This window comes from Mucilaginibacter sp. (assembly GCF_025359345.1).
Lineage (GTDB): Bacteria > Bacteroidota > Bacteroidia > Sphingobacteriales > Sphingobacteriaceae > Mucilaginibacter.
In genome coordinates this window covers 35,533-53,344 of the sequence record NZ_JANYGQ010000034.1, presented here as the reverse complement: position 1 = coordinate 53,344, position 17,812 = coordinate 35,533, and the positions used below count along the sequence as shown (strand labels likewise).

Here is a 17,812-nt window from a genome sequence, read left to right as displayed (position 1 = left end):
AGAATCAAGAACCAAGAATCGAGAGAAAAGAATCAAGAAATAAAAAAAAAGAAATCAGGGAACAAGATAAGGATATAAGGATCCTGGAGAATCGACAAACACTTTTTGTCTTGATTCTTGGCTCTTGACTCTTGATTCTAAAATAAAAATCACCAATATTGTAAGATGAACTGGAAATTCTGGAGTAAAAAAAATAAAACTACCCCTAAAAAAAAGAAAAGCGCCTTGCGCGAGTGGACTGACGCCATTGTATTTGCGGTAATAGCAGCAACTTTAATACGAACATTTTTTATTGAAGCCTACGTAATACCTACTCCATCAATGGAACGGAGTTTGCTGGTTGGTGACTTTTTATTTGTCAGCAAAGTAAACTATGGCGCACGTACACCTATAACACCGATAGCATTCCCGTTTGCGCATCATACCATGCCGTTAATTGGCACAAAGGCTTATTGGGACGGTATAAAACTACCTTACTACCGCCTGCCTGGCTTAAGCGATGTAAAGCGCGGCGATGTAGTAGTTTTTAACTACCCTATGGATGCCGACTCGCCGTTGTATCGCCCTGTTGACAAACGCGAAAACTTTATAAAGCGTTGCCAGGGCATCGCTGGCGATACGTTGAGTGTTGTTGATGCACAGGTGTATGTTAATGGGAGGGCTGCACCAACCCCGCCGGGATCTGAAATGGAGTACACCTTCACTACAAATGGGGGCGATCTTAACCCGCAGGTTTTGAGCGATTTGAACGTAACACAATACCCGGGTCGCGATTACCAGACCATGACCAAAGCGTCCGCTGATGCGTTAAAAGGGTATTCGAATGTAAAAGACTTTAAACCGGTGTTATCTAAAAAAGGCGTTACCGATCCGCAAAGCCCGGTTTACCCAACAAATCCTGGTCACCCGGTTGGCCCGCCTAACTTAATGCTCAATGGCAAGCAGCCCGACTATAAATGGAGCGTAGATAACTACGGCCCGATAATTATACCTAAAAAAGGCTGGACGGTAAAACTTGACAGTTTAACGTACCCTATTTACGAGCGTTGCATTAACACCTACGAAAACAACAAGCTTGAAGTTAAAGGCAGCGATATTTATATCAATGGCAAAAAAACCGACAGCTATACTTTTAAATTAAACTACTACTGGATGATGGGCGATAACCGCCACGACTCTGACGATTCGCGTTACTGGGGTTTTGTGCCCGAGGACCATATTGTGGGCAAGGCTCTGTTCATATGGATGAGCTGGGATGAAAACGCATCGTTCTTCAGTAAAATACGCTGGAGCAGGTTGTTTAACGGTATACACTAATAGCCACCCTGCAGCGCCATGGCAACTTATGTTATACTGGCCCTGTTCGGTTTTCTTTGCCTCGCTGGTTTTGGGTTGCTGTTTAAAAAAGCTGGTCGCCCTGGTTGGGAAGCGATTATCCCTGTTTATTCAGTATACATAATGTTGAAAATTAGCGGCAGGCCTGTTTGGTGGCTGCTGTGGTTTTTCGTCCCCGTCATCAATGCAATTGCTGCCGTTGTTATTTATACCGATTTTGTTAAATCGTACGGCAAATTTACCATACGACAGCAGGCGGCGGCCATCCTGGTGCCATTTGTATTTCTTCCAAAATGGGGTATAGAAAAACGGACGCAATATTTGGGTCCATCCGCATCTTCAGAATTTAAACAGGCCAGGCATCAGCAACTAAGGAAATCTCCGGCACGGGAATGGACCGAAGTTGTCCTGTTTGCTTTGCTGGCCACCACGCTTATCCGCACGTTTTTTATCGAGGCCTACTTAATCCCCAGCCCATCGATGGAAAGTTCACTATTAACCGGCGATTATTTACTGGTAAGCAAGGTGAATTATGGCGCCAGGTTCCCGATAACACCAATTTCTTTCCCATTTGCACATAGCACCCTACCGCTTATTTATACGAAAGCCTATTGGGATGGCATACAGTTACCATATTATCGTTTTCCGGGCTTAAGTGAGATTAAAAGAGGCGATGTGATAGTTTTTAATTACCCAATGGATGCGGACTCACCTTACTACCGGCCGGTTGATAAACGCGAAAACTTTATCAAGCGCTGCGTGGCAGTAGCCGGCGACACAGTGAGGGTAATAAACGCCCAGCTTTATGTTAACGGCAAAAAATCGCCAGAGCCGGCTGAAGGTCAGCAAGCTTACATTGTACACACTAACGGAAAACCCCTCGACTCGCTGTTTACCCGCAGTTTGCACATTGATGTAAAACTAAAATACAGCAGCAAAGACTACGAAATGCTGATGACTCGCCAAGCAGCCAGGCAATTGCAAAAGCATCCAGGAATTAATAATGTAATTGAATATTACCAGTCAGTATCAGGATATAACCCAGGCATTTTCCCGCACGACAAGCATTTTAACTGGACGCTGGATAACCTTGGCCCCATAATTATCCCAAAAAAAGGATGGATAGTTAAGCTTAACGAATTAACCATCCCTATGTACAAACGGGCTATCGGGGTTTACGAAAATAACAAGGTTAAAGTAGCAGGCAATACAATTTTTATCAACGGAAAAAAAGCTACGGAATATACCTTTAAGCAGGATTATTACTGGATGATGGGCGATAACCGTCACAACTCCGAAGACTCCCGTTTCTGGGGCTTTGTACCCGAAGACCATATTGTTGGCAAGGCGCTGTTTATATGGATGAGTACTGATGAAACTGCGGGATTTTTACATCAAACAAGGTGGGGGCGGATATTTAAGGGAATAAAATAGCGCCTTTTGTCATTGCGAGCGAGGAACGAGTGCGGCAACCGCACACTTTACAGGGCGAATATATAGGTAGCCAACTTGCATTGGCAGTTGTGCACGGCGTGCGGTTGCCCTCCGCTCGCCAGCGGATCGCAATGACGAATTTTATAATTTTTTTAATCCGAACTTCTCCGCCAACCCATTCAAATCGTCCACTACCGCATCAACCAGCGGTATACCATTCACTTTTCTGTGTGCTTTTGCTTCCAGTTCTGGCTCACCGGGAATAATGACTTTTTGGTCAGGAAGAACCGTTTGAGCTGATTTAAACCGGTTTACCCAGTTATCCATGTGGGTTTTAAACTCATCAACAGGGCGGAACCCGTCAACCCGCATAGCGCCAACAAAATGCCCGATGCCCAGGCCAACCGGATCAGCAGGGGGCTTCAGGAACGAAACAAATGGCGGCACCCAAGGGCCATAATTAGCGCCCGATAGTACAGCCGAAAGGATGTCGACGGTTGCGCTTAATCCAAACCCTTTATGGCTGCCATGCTCTTTATCACCGCCCAAAGGCAAAAGCGATCCGCCTGATTTTAACGCGTGCGGGTCGGTGGTGTAATTGCCTTCGGCATCCTGTATCCATCCTTCGGGCACGGGCTTGCCTGCACGCTGTGCTATCTCAAGCTTACCATTCGCCGCAGCCGAAGTAGCCATATCAACCACCACCGGCGGGTATTTGCCTGCGGGGAAGGCATAACACATAGGATTTGTACCTAACAGCCGTTCACTTGAATATGTTGGCGCCACCAGCGGACTGGCATTGGTCATGGCAAAGCCAATCATGTTTTTTTCAACGGCCATTAAAGCGTGATAACCGGCTATACCAAAATGGTTGCTGTTGCGCACCGATACCCAACCTGAACCGTATTGCTCCGCTTTTTCAATAGCCAATCGCATCGCAAAGGGGGCAACTATTAAACCCAGGCCTGCATCGCCATCAATGGTGGCCGTAGTGGGCGTTTGGTGTACTATCGTGATATTGGGGCTGGTGTTAATGCGTTTGCTCTCCCAAAGCCTTACGTAGCCGATAAGCCGGGCTACGCCGTGCGAATCAATGCCGCGTAAATCGGCCTGCAATAAAACATCAGCAGCAAGCGCAGCATGTTCGGCGCTGCAGCCCATGGCTAGAAATATGTTTTCGGTGAAAGCGCGAAGAGCTGATTGGGAAATAAGCATGTGACAAATATAGTAGGTTTGATCAGAGCCTTTCTCATTATTCTCTGTGTCCTCTGCGTTTTTCCCTCTGTGACTCTGTGGTTAATTTAACCACAGAGTCACAGAGGAGGCACAGAGAGCACTAAGACTTTATAGCGAATCTAACCTCTTCAATAATTCCAATCCATCATTCCACTCCCCGTACCCCGATGATAAATTGATATGTCCGGCATCGCCAACATTAACCAGCTCGCTGCCCCAGCTGTCTGCAAAAATTTTGGCGCGTTCGTAGGTTACAAAAAAGTCATTGGTGCTGGCGGCAACTATGGTTTTAAATGGCAGGTTAAATAACGGCACGGGTTTAAAACCGGTTGTTCCCGGTGGGTAAGTATCAGCCTCGGTGTCACTCGGTCCCACCAATAACGCCGCTTTGATTTTCACATCATATTTTAAGGCCCAGTATGCTATAGTTGAGCAGGCCAGGCTATGGCCAACCAAAATAACATTGGCTGGGTTGTGTTTTTTAACTTCGTTATTGATATTTTCAATCCAGTCGGTGCAAAACGGGGCATCCCATTCTTTTTGCTCAACGCGCTTAAAATTAAATTTGTGCTCCCAAAGCGACTGCCAGTGCTGCGGACCTGAATTACCAAGACCGGGAATGATGAGGATGGTTGATTGAAAGGTCATTTGTGAAATATAAAATGGTTTATTTCTCCGTCAGCACCGTAAACTTAAAGTCAAGCGGCTCAAAAACGCGCACAAGTTCATCAATAAAACCCTGTCCCCATTTAACATAAAACAAACCGAAGTTCTCGGTTCGTTCCTGCAGGCTGTCTTTTGGGAAAATGTCGGTTTTAATGTGCTCCACCTGTTCCAGCCGGGTGTGATAATTACGCTTCTCTGCCTTTATTAATTTCTTTTCTAAGTTGTCAATGGCATGTTTTAACCTTGCCTGCACGGCTTCTGTCGATGGCGCAAGCGTGTTGTCTATTTTGTATGCGCGCAATTTCAGTTTTTCAAATACTGCGGTTAGCTCGCGCCATTCATCGGCCAGGGATAAAGTATGTTCGCTGTGCTTTTTTATCCAGTCGTTTTTTATCGCATCGCTGCTTTTAAATAGGTCGGCTGGCTGCAAATCCATTTTGGCGATTTTTGATGCGGTTTCCTTTCCGATAACCAAACCCGAATTACGCAGTATAAGAATAGGGAAATCAACCTTATAATGGTCAAAGTTGGATTTAAGCTCCAGCCAGTAAACTACTTCCGCGCCGCCGCCAATGTAAGCAATGTTTGGTAAAATGCACTCCTGGTATAGTGGGCGCATAACCACGTTGGGGCTAAACCGTTCGGGGTATTGGGCAATCTCAGCTTTCAGTTCAGCTTCTGTAAAGCTGATCTCGGTATTTAATACTTTATATACCTCATGTTCAAAAGTTATCCGCTCGCGAAGGCCTTCCAGCAGGTAAAAGAAGTTAATCTCGCGTGGGTTAACCTGTATATGTACGCCTAAATCATGCAGTAGTTTATTGGTAGCCTCAATATTCTTAAAGCTGTTTTGTTCGATGATGTCCTTCTCAATTATTGGCGAAAATGATTGTTTGAAGCGATGATCATCTGCGTCAATAATTATCAAGCCGTATTGGCCGAACAGGGCGTTTACCAGGTATCGGGTCGCATCGGCCAGTTTGTCGAATTTGGTGTATGCGGTTTCAACAATTTCAGCAAGTTCATCGGCGTGATGGTCGATACCAAGTGCACCCTTATACTGGTTGATTGCCTGCCGCATAGTATCCGGATTGATGCGACCGGTTGCACCTGAGGCTTCGTACCACCAATGCACTTTTTTGCCGCCAATGTTGGTGTAATTTATCTCCGCAAAATCATGGTCCTCGCTCGCCATCCAGTAAACAGGCACAAAATCTTTATCCGGGAAATGCTTTTTTAGCTGTTGTGCCAATTTAATGGCAGTTACAATTTTATAGATAAAATAGAGCGGGCCGGCAAATATGTTAAGCTGATGGCCGGTAGTAACAGTATAAGTGGTTTCTTTTTTTAGAAGAGAAAGGTTATTTTGAACAGGCAGCAGCGGGGTTAGATGGCTGTACTGCTCAGTTAATACTTCAAACAAAATTTTCCGGTCTGCAACAACTTTTTTGCTTTTTAGGAGTTCGGCAAAGCCGTTAAAGTCGGGGCGGTAACCATAAAAAGGGCGAAGCGCCGGGGCATCTTCAAGGTAATCGATAACGGTGGGGGAGAAGGCCCCTGTGTCTTTATAGTTTATACAGGCTGAGTCCATTGAATTTCGGATGTCGGATTTTCGATGTCGGATTTAACAGCGGCATCAAACAAAACCAAGCCGAATTTAGATTTTAAATTTCTAAAATCAAGAAGGCTAGCCTAAAACCTGTTTATTTTACAATATGTCCATAAAGGTCGAAGTCCTCGGCGGTATCAATTTGCACGTTTACAAAGCTGCCGATAGTGGCATAATCAACGGCTGCATTTATCAAAACCTCGTTATCCACCTCGGGCGAATCATATTCAGTACGGCCGACAAAATACCCGCCGTCTTTTTTATCCACCAGCACTTTGTATGTATTACCTATCTTCTCCTGGTTTTTATCAAAGCTGATTCCTTGCTGAATTTCCATTATCGCATCGGCGCGTTGTTGTTTTACTTCATCAGGTACGTCATCCACTAACGAAAAGGCGTGAGTTTTTTCCTCGTGCGAGTAAGTGAAACAACCCAACCGGTCGAACTTGGTTTCTTCAACCCATTGCTGCATTTCTTCAAAATCCTGCTCAGTTTCGCCGGGGTAACCGGTTATCAGCGTGGTGCGCATGGCTATGCCGGGAACCTTATCGCGGATTTCATTAACAACATCAATTGTTTTTTGCTTGGTAATACCACGGCGCATTGATTTCAGCATATTATCGCTGATGTGCTGTAACGGCATATCCATATACTTGCAAATATTGTCGCGCTCGTTCATCACATCCAGGATCTCCATCGGGAAGCCTGAAGGGTAGGCGTATTGCAACCGTATCCATTCGATGCCGTTAACATCTGATAGGCGGCGAAGCAGATCATCCAGGTTACGTTTGCCATATAGATCGAGCCCGTAATAGGTTAAATCCTGGGCAATCAATATCAGCTCTTTAGTGCCATTTTTGGCAAGGGCTTGTGCATCTTTAACCAATTGGTCTATCGGTTGGCTTAAATGCTTGCCACGCATTAAGGGGATAGCACAAAACGAGCACGGACGGTTACAGCCTTCGGCTATTTTAAAATATGCAAAGTGTTTTGGGGTGGTTAACAGGCGCTCGCCAATCAGTTCGTGCTTATAATTTGCACCAACAGAACTTAGCAGGTTTTGCAAATCGTTTGTCCCAAACCAGGAATCGACATTCGTAATTTCAGCTTCCAGCTCAGGTTTGTAGCGTTCGGAAAGGCAGCCTGTAACAATTACTTTCCCAACCTTGCCTTGCTCTTTAAGCTCGCTGTATTGCAGAATGGTATCTATCGATTCCTGTTTGGCATTGTCAATAAATCCGCAGGTATTAATTACGATTATGTCATTGCTGTTAACCTTTTCGGCCTCGTGCACCACATCAAAGCTATTGCCCTTCAGCTGGCCCATCAATATCTCAGAATCGTATATGTTTTTTGAGCAGCCTAATGTAACCACGTTTACACGGGGTTTAGCTTTTAGTATCGGCTCATTGATTGATTTTGTTCTCATAACTTACGCCCGTTTGTCATTGCCAGGAGGAATGACGAAGCAACCTCGTCGCCAATGTATATTTGCCATGCTTACGACGAGATTGCTTCGTTCCTCGCAATGACAAAGTTTGTTATTTATTGCTTGAATAGTGAGTTAACGAATGCTTGCCTGTCAAACAACTGCAAATCATTCATGGCTTCACCCACGCCTATATATTTTACCGGTATTTTAAATTGATCCGAAATTCCTATTACCACGCCACCTTTTGCAGTACCGTCAAGCTTGGTTAAAGCCAGGGCATTTACGTCAGTTGCTTCGGTAAATTGCTTGCATTGCTCAATGGCATTTTGCCCGGTCGAAGCGTCCAGTACCAGCAAGATCTCGTGCGGGGCGCCAGGCACCACTTTTTGCATTACATTCTTGATCTTGGTGAGCTCGTTCATCAGGCCTACTTTGTTGTGTAAACGGCCAGCAGTATCAATAATTGCCACGTCATCACCATTGGCCACTGCTGAACGCAGGGTATCGTAAGCTACTGACGCAGGGTCGGACCCCATAGCCTGGGCTACAACTTTAACGCCAACGCGTTCGCCCCAAAGCTGTATCTGGCTAACCGCAGCTGCACGGAATGTGTCTGCTGCACCTAATACTACTTTGTTACCGGCCTGTTTTAATTTATGAGCCAGCTTACCAATAGTGGTAGTTTTGCCTACGCCGTTTACGCCGACCACCATTATTACATAGGGCTTTTGGTTGCCATATTCAAAACTGGTAAAATCGTTGCTGTTGTTTTCGGCGAGGAGTTTTTGTATTTCGTCCTTTAATAAGGTATTAAGCTCAGATGTGCTTACATATTTATCGCGGGCAACACGGGCCTGTATGCGCTCTATAATTTTCAGGGTGGTTTTAACGCCAACGTCCGATGTTACCAGCACTTCTTCCAGGTCATCCAGCACATCATCATCAACTGAAGACTTGCCTGCGACAACCTTGGTTATTTTTGAAAAAAAGTTATCCTTGGTTTTTTCCAACCCGGTATCCAGCGCCTCTTGCTCCGGTGGCGTGCTTTCCTTTTTCTTGAAAAAATCGAATAATCCCATATTCTTTTAATGTGCAATTGTGCTGATATGCAAATGTGCGGATTTAATAGCTGCAGATTGTAAGTAAACAGACATATTCATTAAACCCAATTTAAGCCATTTCGACCAGGCATCAAATTATATCAACAAAAAAAGCCTTCCCGTGTAAACAAGATGGCTTTAATATCGTGGTCAAAAATTATCCTTATAATTTTCCGGCTATCGCATCCTTAACGAAATCGTTAGCTACGATTTGTGTTTTGAATGAGTAAGCACCTGTACGCGGCGACTTAGCCATTGTTATAACTTTTGAATATTCTTTGCCTTTACCTGCTACTTTCAGTGTTGCAACTACTTTCTTTGCCATGTTTTTTTAATTTTGAATTAGTGAGTTGGTGAATTAGTGATTTAACGTCGACTAATCAACAAATTACTTAATCTCTTTGTGAACAGTTACTTTCCTTAAAACCGGGTTGAATTTTTTCATTTCCAGTCTTTCTGTTGTGTTTTTCTTGTTCTTGGTAGTAATGTAACGAGACATACCAGGCATGCCGCTTGTTTTATGCTCGGTGCATTCTAAAATTACCTGAACCCTATTGCCTTTCTTAGCCATTTTCTTCTATTTATTGATTTAGCGAATGAGTGAATTAGTGATTTTGGACTTGCAGCTAAACTTAATCAACTACTCACCTAATCAACCAACAACCCTCTACTAAATGTATCCTTTTTTTACAAATTTATTGATACACGCAGTGATACCATTTTTGCTGATAGTTTTAACAGCCGAAGTAGATACCTTTAAGGTAATCCATTTATCCTCTTCAGGAATATAAAACTTCTTAAGTTTTAAGTTTGGATGGAACCTGCGTTTTGTTTTAACGTTTGAGTTTGAAACGTTATTACCAACTAAAGATGCCTTTCCTGTTAAATCACAAATTCTTGACATGACGAAATCTTTTTAATTCTCCCTTTTTGTAAAGAGTTTGCAAATATCAGGATTTTAAGTGAAATAGGCAATACTGATTTAAATTATTTTTTCAAATTATTTTAGGACGATAGTTTTGAACATAATTGGGGTTAATAACACCTTATATTCAATATTTGAAAAAACATTTGCTGTGGCTTAATCATAGACGATTTTTCTATTAGTTTCAACAAGCGCAGTAATTTTCCCCTTCCGTGATTTCTTAATTTCTGTTCTTTTTATCCAATTCCCGTTTTTATCATACGCGGTATACTTATAAATCGCCCTGTCTGTTATGCGGTTTGCACCTGAGTAGTTATTTACCTCAATCAATAAATGCTTGTCGTTAAAAAGATAACCTTGCTTAAAAACAAGGCTATCTTTTGAGTTATAAATACAAAATTCCGTTATGTTATTTCCGATACCGTTTTCTCCGTATTTGTATTTGTTACTAAAATACATGGTCCCGTTTTTTAATTCGCATATCAAAGCTATTTTGTTACCATTTGCGTCAAATACGTCAATAAAACCTTTTTTTGCTGTGTCTTGAGTGTTAGTTGGTTTAATAAATTGGTCATCTATGCATTGCATAGGAACTTCTTTGGCGTCCTTTGTTGTATCGGTTGCATAGCATTTAATAAAGTTTAGCCTGTCGTCTAATACATTGATGATTGTTTCCTTAGTTTGAGTTATTCCATCTTTGGCATGGGGTGTTTCAACGATTGCTTTTACTCGGCTATAAATATATTCAGGCTGTAATATAATCTTGGTTCTTTGTGCGTTAGCATTTTGAATGCCAAGGAGAAGCGGTATAAACGCAATTAATTTCAAGTTATCAAAATTCTTCATCTATTTGAATTAGGCATATAAAATTACCAATATTATAGAGATAATTTTACTATTACCCATCTCTCATAATTTTGCTAATTTACACCACCGAATTAGTAGACAATGAGAACTCCCATAAATGTAAACGTCATTCAACAACTTTTTCTATACTTATCAATTTACCATCCTGATCGACCCCACCATTTCTATTTTGAATTTGCGAGTAATGTCATTGTTATAAAATTGCAGATCGAATTCCCTGTTTTTATTGTCTAAAATAATATTGGGGTTCCAATAGAGCGTAGTTCTCGTGTCATTCGCCAATGTTTTTGCCGTTGTAGCATAATCGGGAGAATAAAACTCTTTCACAGGCGTATAGCCGGACATTGTAGTATTCAGTTTATCATTAACGTCGAAATTAAACCCTTTGCCTTTTTTTGTATAAATTGATATTACACCTCCCGGAGCACCAAACGCACCACCCATCGCCGGATCATAAATTTTCACATAGTCGAATTCCCCCATGCCGATTTCCCTGATATCCTGGGTGTTACTTTCAATATTATTCAGAAAGAATTTTACCGGGGTTTCGGCTCTCCACCGTACCGTCGGATTGTCAGATACAGGGTTAAATATTTCCAGCCCGGGTATTTTGTTTTGCAAATATTGAAAAATGGTGAAGTTATTTAATGCTTTCGGGTCCTCGCCGACTATGAAATTGGTGGAAATACCCCGACTGAACAATCCTGATGTATAGCTGTCATCTAATCTATGAATTTGGGATTCGCGACTACCTTTAATAACCACTTCCTTTAATAATTTAGTTCCTTTTTTTGCAGGATAATTCGATACGGGGTTTGCGGAAAATGAAGCAGGATTTTCAATATCAGTTAATAAATCCACCGGTTTAAATGGTGGAATATGTAGATTATCAATCAATCCATTTTTGATCGTTAAACGAGCATATTCAGCTAGTAACGCGTTATCGCTAAATTTAAAACTCAACTTCGCATCACCGTAAAAAATCACCCCACCTTTGTAAAAAAAACCATTTTTATTAATGTTTACAGGCAATAATGTTCTAGCGGAATCTTCAGTTTGTACAATAATATTGCCTTCCAAATGCGCCATATTTGAAAGGTTTTTAACGCCGCTTATATTTCCTTCAATAGTCAAATAATTATGTTCTGTAAGTTGTTGTGTGTGGGCGCTTTTATCACCATCGTTCCAATTGTATTTTCTCCACCCGTTGGTTAGCATCACAAGGTCTAAGTGTTTTACCAGGCTATCACTATTTTTTCCGAAGTAGTAAGTTGGATTTATGATTTTACCGCGAAGATCGCTTGTCAAAAACAGGTACGAAATAATGTTATCCTTGCGTGTCAATGAGGTCGCTGAATCAGCAGCGGTCACCGAAATCGAAAAATTCGCCCTCGTGGTATCCTTCAGAATAAGTTTAAATTTATTTATTGATCGTTTTTGGGTGTTAATAGCAATTGCTTTAATGTCTGCATCAAGGTTGTATTCATAATTGTTGACAAAAGTTATTCGTTCAGCAACTGGCATTAAAGATTTATCAAAAATGGTGATTTTAAGGATTCCAGAGGGTAAATCCTTAACGGGGATCGTGCCGCTCGCGCTTTCCGATCCTGATAAATTTAATTTTGCTTCGTACACAATACGACCATTTTGTGTGGCAGTGAGCAGCAGCGTTTTGTCGGCTTCGTCAACCTGGTGCGATCTGAAAACAAAAAACTTTTTCCCATTTGTAGCTTCACCAATGTGAATCACAACACCTTTCGGCTTTTGCGCCGGCAACAGCGTATTGTGATTTGTGCCAAACCGATCTGTCCATATGGCTCTGTAAACCTGGCCATCTTTCGGAACCATGGTAAATACCCCCATGCCGTCGTGTACGGTAGAAAACATTGCAACAACTGAATCTCTAAACATTACTTTTCCTGAACCCGCGACAGGGAACCCATTCAAGTCAGTAATTTTAAATGCTACTGCTGATGGAATGTCAGTTATCAAATCCCCACCCTCCGGTAAAAAACGGATACTTACCGGATTATTTGTACTTGAGCGCGTTTCACGTTTCAGGTCAATTACCGGCAATTGCCTGTTGTATGCTAAAGCGGGATTTTCATTCAGGATCGCAGCAGTGTACGCCCTGCAAAACAACCCGTTGATGTTATCATCTTCAGGAAGAACAAGGCTGCCAGAAGCCGTTGATTCAAATATTGGCGCTATTATTCTCTTTAAAAGTTTGCCTTTATCATCAAATAATTCAAAATAGAAGTTTTTGCTTTTCGATTTAGCCCGTCCATTAAAAAGATAGGCTTTGAACCACACCGTATCACCTAAAGAATAGTTATTTCTATCATAATGAATGTAGATTTTTTCCAGTCCGGTAGCGTTTTCATGTTTTATTAATACGGAATCGGGCGTTTGACCCAAACACCGGCTAATACCTGCAAAAATGATGATCAGCAAATAATATCGAATAGCGATTTTTTCCATATTGAGTTTGCTGTTTCGAAATAGGCTATTTGGAGTAGGTAAATCTTTTTATCGTGATGTCAACCAAATCATTAAAAAAGGGGGTATTGTTTTTACTTGCGATTAATAATAGGTGATTTTGCGGTTAATGGTATCTTGATAGGCCTTTAATGAAGTAGACAAACCAGGTTTGGTGACCATGATACATTTTGTCCAATTCTTATGTGAATCAAACAAAAGAATTTTAAAGTCTATTGCAAAAATCAACGTTCTGTTTCTGAAATATTCAAAAGCTACCATATTTCCATGGCTATCAAACCTGTTCTTAGTTACTGCGGTGTCTGTGTTGTTGTTCAAAACAATTTTACTTCCCAATATATTGCCATCTATATCGTAATTATAACTTCCTATATAAGATAAGCTATCTTGAGTGTTGTTAATGTATTTTATCAACAGGCCATTCTTATCAAACTCATATTTTGAAATAAAACTACTATCAGCATGAGTAGAAGCAATGACTGCGGTTTTATTTCCATTTTTGTCAAACTCATATTTATAACCGGTTTCGCGCGTATTTATCAAATTACTTGTTTTTCGGCGGACCGTACGTGTGTCCGGGCGCGTACTTCTTATATATGTCAGGTAACCCTCCCTGTTAAAATCAGCTCGATAAAAAAAGTTAGTATGGGGAGTATCTGCACCCATTATTATTTGTTTTACCTTTCCGCGCAGTGCCTCTACCTCACCAAAATCGTACACTTGTGTTAGCGGCGGAACTTGCTTTTTACAGGAAGCAATCAGAAAAATCATCAATATCAATAATGACTTAAATAAATTCATTGTTAAAGATAGAATATACGACAAGAAAAATAACCTCTTACGTCCAATTATTATCGGCCGAAGCACGATAGGCAGACTAAGTTTTCAATAGTTTGAAAAAGGAATCTTATGATGCGACGATGATATAGCCGTAAAATAAATAACTTCTTAAAATAATTTAAAAAGTCTTTATTTATTATCTGTTTTCTCGAAAAATGACTAATTTTCACCCACCAAATTAGTAGACAATGAGAACTCCCTTACAGGTTACGTCTTTCGACGACTATAAACAAGTTTATAAGCAAAGCGTTGAGCATCCCGAAGAATTTTGGGCCGGTATTGCCGAAAATTTTCAATGGCGCAAAAAGTGGGATAAAGTGCTGGAGTGGAACTTTAAAGAACCAAAAATAAAATGGTTCCAGGGCGCTAAGCTTAATATTACCGAAAATTGTCTCGACCGCCACCTGGAAACCCTGGGCGACAAACCTGCCTTGATATGGGAACCAAACGATCCGCATGAAGACCACCGCGTGCTTACCTACAAACAACTACACGAAAAAGTTTGCCAGTTTGCCAACGTGCTAAAAAACAATGGCGCTAAAAAAGGCGACCGTATTTGTATTTACATGCCAATGATACCCGAACTGGCTATAGCCGTTTTGGGCTGTGCACGTATAGGTGCCATCCATTCGGTGGTTTTTGGTGGCTTCTCGGCACAATCAATTGCCGACAGGATAAATGATGCCGAATGCAGCATTGTTATAACCGCAGATGGCAGCTTCAGGGGAAATAAGGAAATACAGCTGAAAGGCGTGATTGACGATGCGCTGGTGCAATGCAAATCGATAAAAAAGGTAATTGTGGTAACCCGCAGCCGTACGCCGGTATCGATGATAAAGGGCCGCGATGTTTGGTGGGAAGATGAAATTAAGAAAGTTGAAACCCAGGGTAACGTTGCAAGCCCGGCCGAGGAAATGGACGCCGAGGATATGCTGTTTATATTATACACCTCCGGCTCAACCGGTAAGCCTAAAGGTGTGGTACATACCTGCGGCGGCTATATGGTGTATGCGGGCTACACTTTCAGCAATGTATTCCAATATCAGCCCGGCGAAGTGTTTTTTTGTACAGCCGATGTGGGCTGGATAACCGGGCACTCCTATATTTTATACGGACCGTTATCACAGGGAGCCACAACTTTGATGTTCGAAGGGATACCAACCTTTCCGGATGCCGGTCGTTTCTGGGATATTGTAGATAAACACAAGGTAAATATATTGTACACAGCTCCTACGGCTATTCGCTCGCTAATGAGTTTCGGGCTTGATTTTGTAAAAAATAAAGACCTTGGCTCACTCAAAAAATTAGGCTCGGTAGGCGAACCGATAAACGAGGAAGCCTGGCATTGGTACGATGACAATATCGGCAAAAATAAATGCCCGATAGTTGATACCTGGTGGCAAACCGAAAACGGCGGCATAATGATATCGCCTATTGCCGGCGTAACACCAACCAAACCGGGTTACGCAACCTTGCCACTGCCAGGCATTCAACCTGTTCTGGTTGACGAAAACGGCAATGTGATTGAAGGAAACGGCGTAAGCGGCAACCTTTGTATCAAGTTCCCATGGCCGGGCATGCTGCGCACCACCTATGGCGACCATGAGCGTTGCCGCACCACCTATTTTGCCACTTACGAAAACATGTATTTTACCGGCGACGGCTGCCTGCGCGACGAAGATGGGTATTACCGTATAACTGGTCGTGTAGATGATGTGCTGAATGTTTCCGGTCACCGTATCGGTACTGCCGAGGTGGAGAACGCCATTAATATGCACAGCAGCGTGGTTGAGTCGGCAGTGGTAGGTTACCCGCACGACATCAAAGGACAGGGCGTTTACGCCTTTGTTATAAGTCCGGGTAATCATGGAGATGATGAACTGGCCCGTAAAGATATCATGATGACCGTACAGCGTATTATAGGTGCAATAGCCAAACCGGACAAAATCCAGTTTGTGACAGGTCTGCCCAAAACACGCTCCGGCAAAATAATGCGCCGTATTTTAAGGAAGATAGCTGAGGGTGACACCAGTAATTTGGGAGATACCTCTACATTGCTTGACCCGGGTGTAGTGGAGGATATAAAGAAGGGAGCTTTGTAGGAAGAGAATCAAGACGGCAAGAGTCAGGAATCAAGATAAAAAAACCGATAATGTTCCCTCTTGACTCCTGATTCTTGATTTCTTGTCTCTCTTTTGTCAAACCTTATGATGTTTTGGATGTTATTTAAGTACATCTAATATAAAAAACATCATGAGCGATTTAAAAATAAGAGGCACCTGGAACGAGTTGAAGGGCAAAATAAAACAAGCCTACGGCGACCTTACCGACGACGATTTGGTGCGCGAAGAAGGCAAGGACGATGAACTGTTGGGTAAAATGCAAAAGAAGACCGGCAAAGGCCGCGATGAGCTGGTAAAATGGCTTAACGAGTTATAGAAATACTAAGGCGCGAAAGGCCCCTTTTTTTGTAGAATCTAATCTTTTTCGCTTCAGTGTCGACATGATTAAGACTGTTAACCTTCTAAATACTTCAAATTTTCCTCAAGCGACTTTAGCTTTTTAAAGAATTTAACTTTGTAATACCAATGACCACCTATAAGTGATAAAGCAGTTGCAATTGCGCAGGTTATAAAGATGGTTTGTGGGGACGGATGCCAGTAAGGCATGAAAAGTTTAATAACGGCATAATAGTATGCAGGATATAAAAACAGGTAAATAATGTTAACTATCAAATAAAATCTTTTGAAGGCTGCAATGGTATGTTTAATGGATTCCTTTACATTGCCACTATTGTTTATAGTAAATATTTGTTCCTGCCTTTTAAAAACCCATAAAGTAATGATACAATAAAGTACTAATATAATCAGGTATATAATAGACGTTAGAATGACGCTCAGACTATGCAGGTAAATGCCTTTTATTAATATAATCAGAAAAACTACTGCCACTAAACCAATAAGAATTTTGATAGTAAGCTTGCCGATTGTTCTCCAATAAATACTTTTTGAATGCATTTGGCCTAATGTGTCTGTTGTAGTCATAATAATTTCTTCTAATTTCTCTGGTGAAATTTTCTGTTGTTGGTATTCTTTATCCTGGATTATGTTCCAGTGCGCTTTAAATTCGTCCAGTTCCATATTATCCGTTGTTTACAATTGTTCTCAATTTGGTGCGTATTTTATTTAGTTTGAACCCAATGTTCGATTCGGAAAGACCCATAACCTCGGCGATCTCCTTGTAGCTATAATTGTCCATATACAACATGGTAATGGCCCGTTCCACCTCTGATAGTTTTTTTATAGCGTTGTACATTTGTTGTACCTGTTCGTTTTCTCCTTTATTGTCTATAGCCGCTATATTAAAAGCATGATCGTCAAGTCCAGCAAATTTTTCTCGTTTGGTCTCTTTTCTAAGCCGGGTTATGGCATTATTTAGCGCTATCCGGTAGATCCATGTCGAAACTTTTGAGTCACCGTTAAACGAGCTATAGGCTCGCCAAAGTTGTAATATGATGTCCTGGAAAAGGTCCTCTTTATCTTCGCGACTATTGCAATACATATTGCAAACCTTTAGAATCAGGCCTTGATTATTGGTTATTAATAAAATGAACTGCTCTTTCAATTATTGATATTTATACAATTAGTCACATGGGGGTAGAAAACCTTAGCAGATGTTAAAATTAATTTTTTGTAAGTTGTTATTTAACTTCTTTAAAGGACGACATTTTATCTTTTTTTTATTCGTTCTCAAAACAATACGCTGCTATCTTAATAGATGATTAGCAACAGGCGCTAATAATCAAGAGGCATAGTAAGGTATAACTGCTATCTATTAAAATGTCGAAAAATCGCCACCGACAATGAGTT

General features: G+C 41.6%; 17 protein-coding genes. 4 read left to right on the top strand and 13 right to left on the bottom strand.

What is annotated here, in order from left to right; all coding sequences use genetic code 11:
* Window positions 1-165 precede the first annotated feature (165 nt).
* On the top strand, window positions 166-1,317 hold the full coding sequence (lepB, locus tag Q0R52_RS24175; RefSeq protein WP_295799749.1) for a signal peptidase I: 1,152 nt from the start codon (window positions 166-168) through the stop codon (window positions 1,315-1,317).
* 18 nt (window positions 1,318-1,335) lie between these two features.
* Entirely contained in the window at window positions 1,336-2,769 is a 1,434-nt protein-coding gene (lepB, locus tag Q0R52_RS24170) for a signal peptidase I (protein WP_295799747.1), read from the top strand.
* A gap of 141 nt (window positions 2,770-2,910) precedes the next feature.
* On the opposite strand, the gene Q0R52_RS24165 is transcribed toward lepB (Q0R52_RS24170), so the two are convergent.
* The 11 genes from Q0R52_RS24165 to Q0R52_RS24115 form a co-directional block, all read right to left on the bottom strand.
* Window positions 2,911-3,984, bottom strand: a complete 1,074-nt coding sequence (locus Q0R52_RS24165) for an Ldh family oxidoreductase (protein WP_295799744.1) — start codon at window positions 3,982-3,984, stop codon at window positions 2,911-2,913.
* A 129-nt stretch (window positions 3,985-4,113) separates the two neighbouring features.
* Window positions 4,114-4,653, bottom strand: a complete 540-nt coding sequence (locus tag Q0R52_RS24160) for an alpha/beta fold hydrolase (RefSeq protein WP_295799742.1) — start codon at window positions 4,651-4,653, stop codon at window positions 4,114-4,116.
* 19 nt (window positions 4,654-4,672) lie between these two features.
* Window positions 4,673-6,262 (bottom strand): bacillithiol biosynthesis cysteine-adding enzyme BshC, encoded by a 1,590-nt coding sequence (bshC, locus tag Q0R52_RS24155; RefSeq protein ID WP_295799739.1) that lies wholly within the window; start codon window positions 6,260-6,262, stop codon window positions 4,673-4,675.
* Window positions 6,263-6,374: 112 nt separating this feature from the next.
* On the bottom strand, window positions 6,375-7,709 hold the full coding sequence (gene rimO, locus Q0R52_RS24150; RefSeq protein ID WP_295799735.1) for a 30S ribosomal protein S12 methylthiotransferase RimO: 1,335 nt from the start codon (window positions 7,707-7,709) through the stop codon (window positions 6,375-6,377).
* A gap of 116 nt (window positions 7,710-7,825) precedes the next feature.
* Complete coding sequence (gene ftsY / locus Q0R52_RS24145; RefSeq protein ID WP_295799732.1) at window positions 7,826-8,791, bottom strand: signal recognition particle-docking protein FtsY; 966 nt, start codon at window positions 8,789-8,791, stop codon at window positions 7,826-7,828.
* 184 nt (window positions 8,792-8,975) lie between these two features.
* Window positions 8,976-9,137 (bottom strand): DUF4295 domain-containing protein, encoded by a 162-nt coding sequence (locus Q0R52_RS24140; protein ID WP_252790010.1) that lies wholly within the window; start codon window positions 9,135-9,137, stop codon window positions 8,976-8,978.
* Window positions 9,138-9,200: 63 nt separating this feature from the next.
* The gene (gene rpmG / locus Q0R52_RS24135; RefSeq protein ID WP_067063463.1) at window positions 9,201-9,383 is read right to left on the bottom strand and encodes a 50S ribosomal protein L33; all 183 of its coding nucleotides are present in this window, start codon (window positions 9,381-9,383) and stop codon (window positions 9,201-9,203) included.
* A 99-nt stretch (window positions 9,384-9,482) separates the two neighbouring features.
* Window positions 9,483-9,716: a 50S ribosomal protein L28 gene (gene rpmB / locus Q0R52_RS24130; RefSeq protein WP_096355826.1), complete on the bottom strand. Its 234-nt coding sequence runs from the start codon at window positions 9,714-9,716 to the stop codon at window positions 9,483-9,485.
* 177 nt (window positions 9,717-9,893) lie between these two features.
* Window positions 9,894-10,583 (bottom strand): hypothetical protein, encoded by a 690-nt coding sequence (locus tag Q0R52_RS24125; protein WP_295799729.1) that lies wholly within the window; start codon window positions 10,581-10,583, stop codon window positions 9,894-9,896.
* A 153-nt stretch (window positions 10,584-10,736) separates the two neighbouring features.
* Complete coding sequence (locus Q0R52_RS24120) at window positions 10,737-13,085, bottom strand: hypothetical protein (RefSeq protein WP_295799727.1); 2,349 nt, start codon at window positions 13,083-13,085, stop codon at window positions 10,737-10,739.
* Window positions 13,086-13,187: 102 nt separating this feature from the next.
* The gene (locus Q0R52_RS24115) at window positions 13,188-13,904 is read right to left on the bottom strand and encodes a hypothetical protein (RefSeq protein ID WP_295799725.1); all 717 of its coding nucleotides are present in this window, start codon (window positions 13,902-13,904) and stop codon (window positions 13,188-13,190) included.
* Between the two features lie 227 nt (window positions 13,905-14,131).
* Here Q0R52_RS24115 and acs point away from each other — a divergent pair, with 227 nt between their 5' ends.
* The gene (gene acs, locus Q0R52_RS24110) at window positions 14,132-16,045 is read left to right on the top strand and encodes an acetate--CoA ligase (RefSeq protein WP_295799723.1); all 1,914 of its coding nucleotides are present in this window, start codon (window positions 14,132-14,134) and stop codon (window positions 16,043-16,045) included.
* Between the two features lie 151 nt (window positions 16,046-16,196).
* Window positions 16,197-16,382, top strand: coding sequence for a CsbD family protein (locus tag Q0R52_RS24105; RefSeq protein ID WP_252790007.1), 186 nt, complete (start codon window positions 16,197-16,199; stop codon window positions 16,380-16,382).
* 77 nt (window positions 16,383-16,459) lie between these two features.
* Here Q0R52_RS24105 and Q0R52_RS24100 read toward each other — a convergent pair whose 3' ends face one another.
* Together Q0R52_RS24100 and Q0R52_RS24095 are read right to left on the bottom strand one after the other, a co-directional pair.
* A complete protein-coding gene (locus tag Q0R52_RS24100) occupies window positions 16,460-17,083 on the bottom strand; it encodes a hypothetical protein (protein ID WP_295799721.1) in 624 nt (207 codons plus the stop codon).
* A gap of 1 nt (window position 17,084) precedes the next feature.
* On the bottom strand, window positions 17,085-17,567 hold the full coding sequence (locus Q0R52_RS24095) for a sigma-70 family RNA polymerase sigma factor (RefSeq protein WP_295799720.1): 483 nt from the start codon (window positions 17,565-17,567) through the stop codon (window positions 17,085-17,087).
* Window positions 17,568-17,812: the final 245 nt, after the last annotated feature.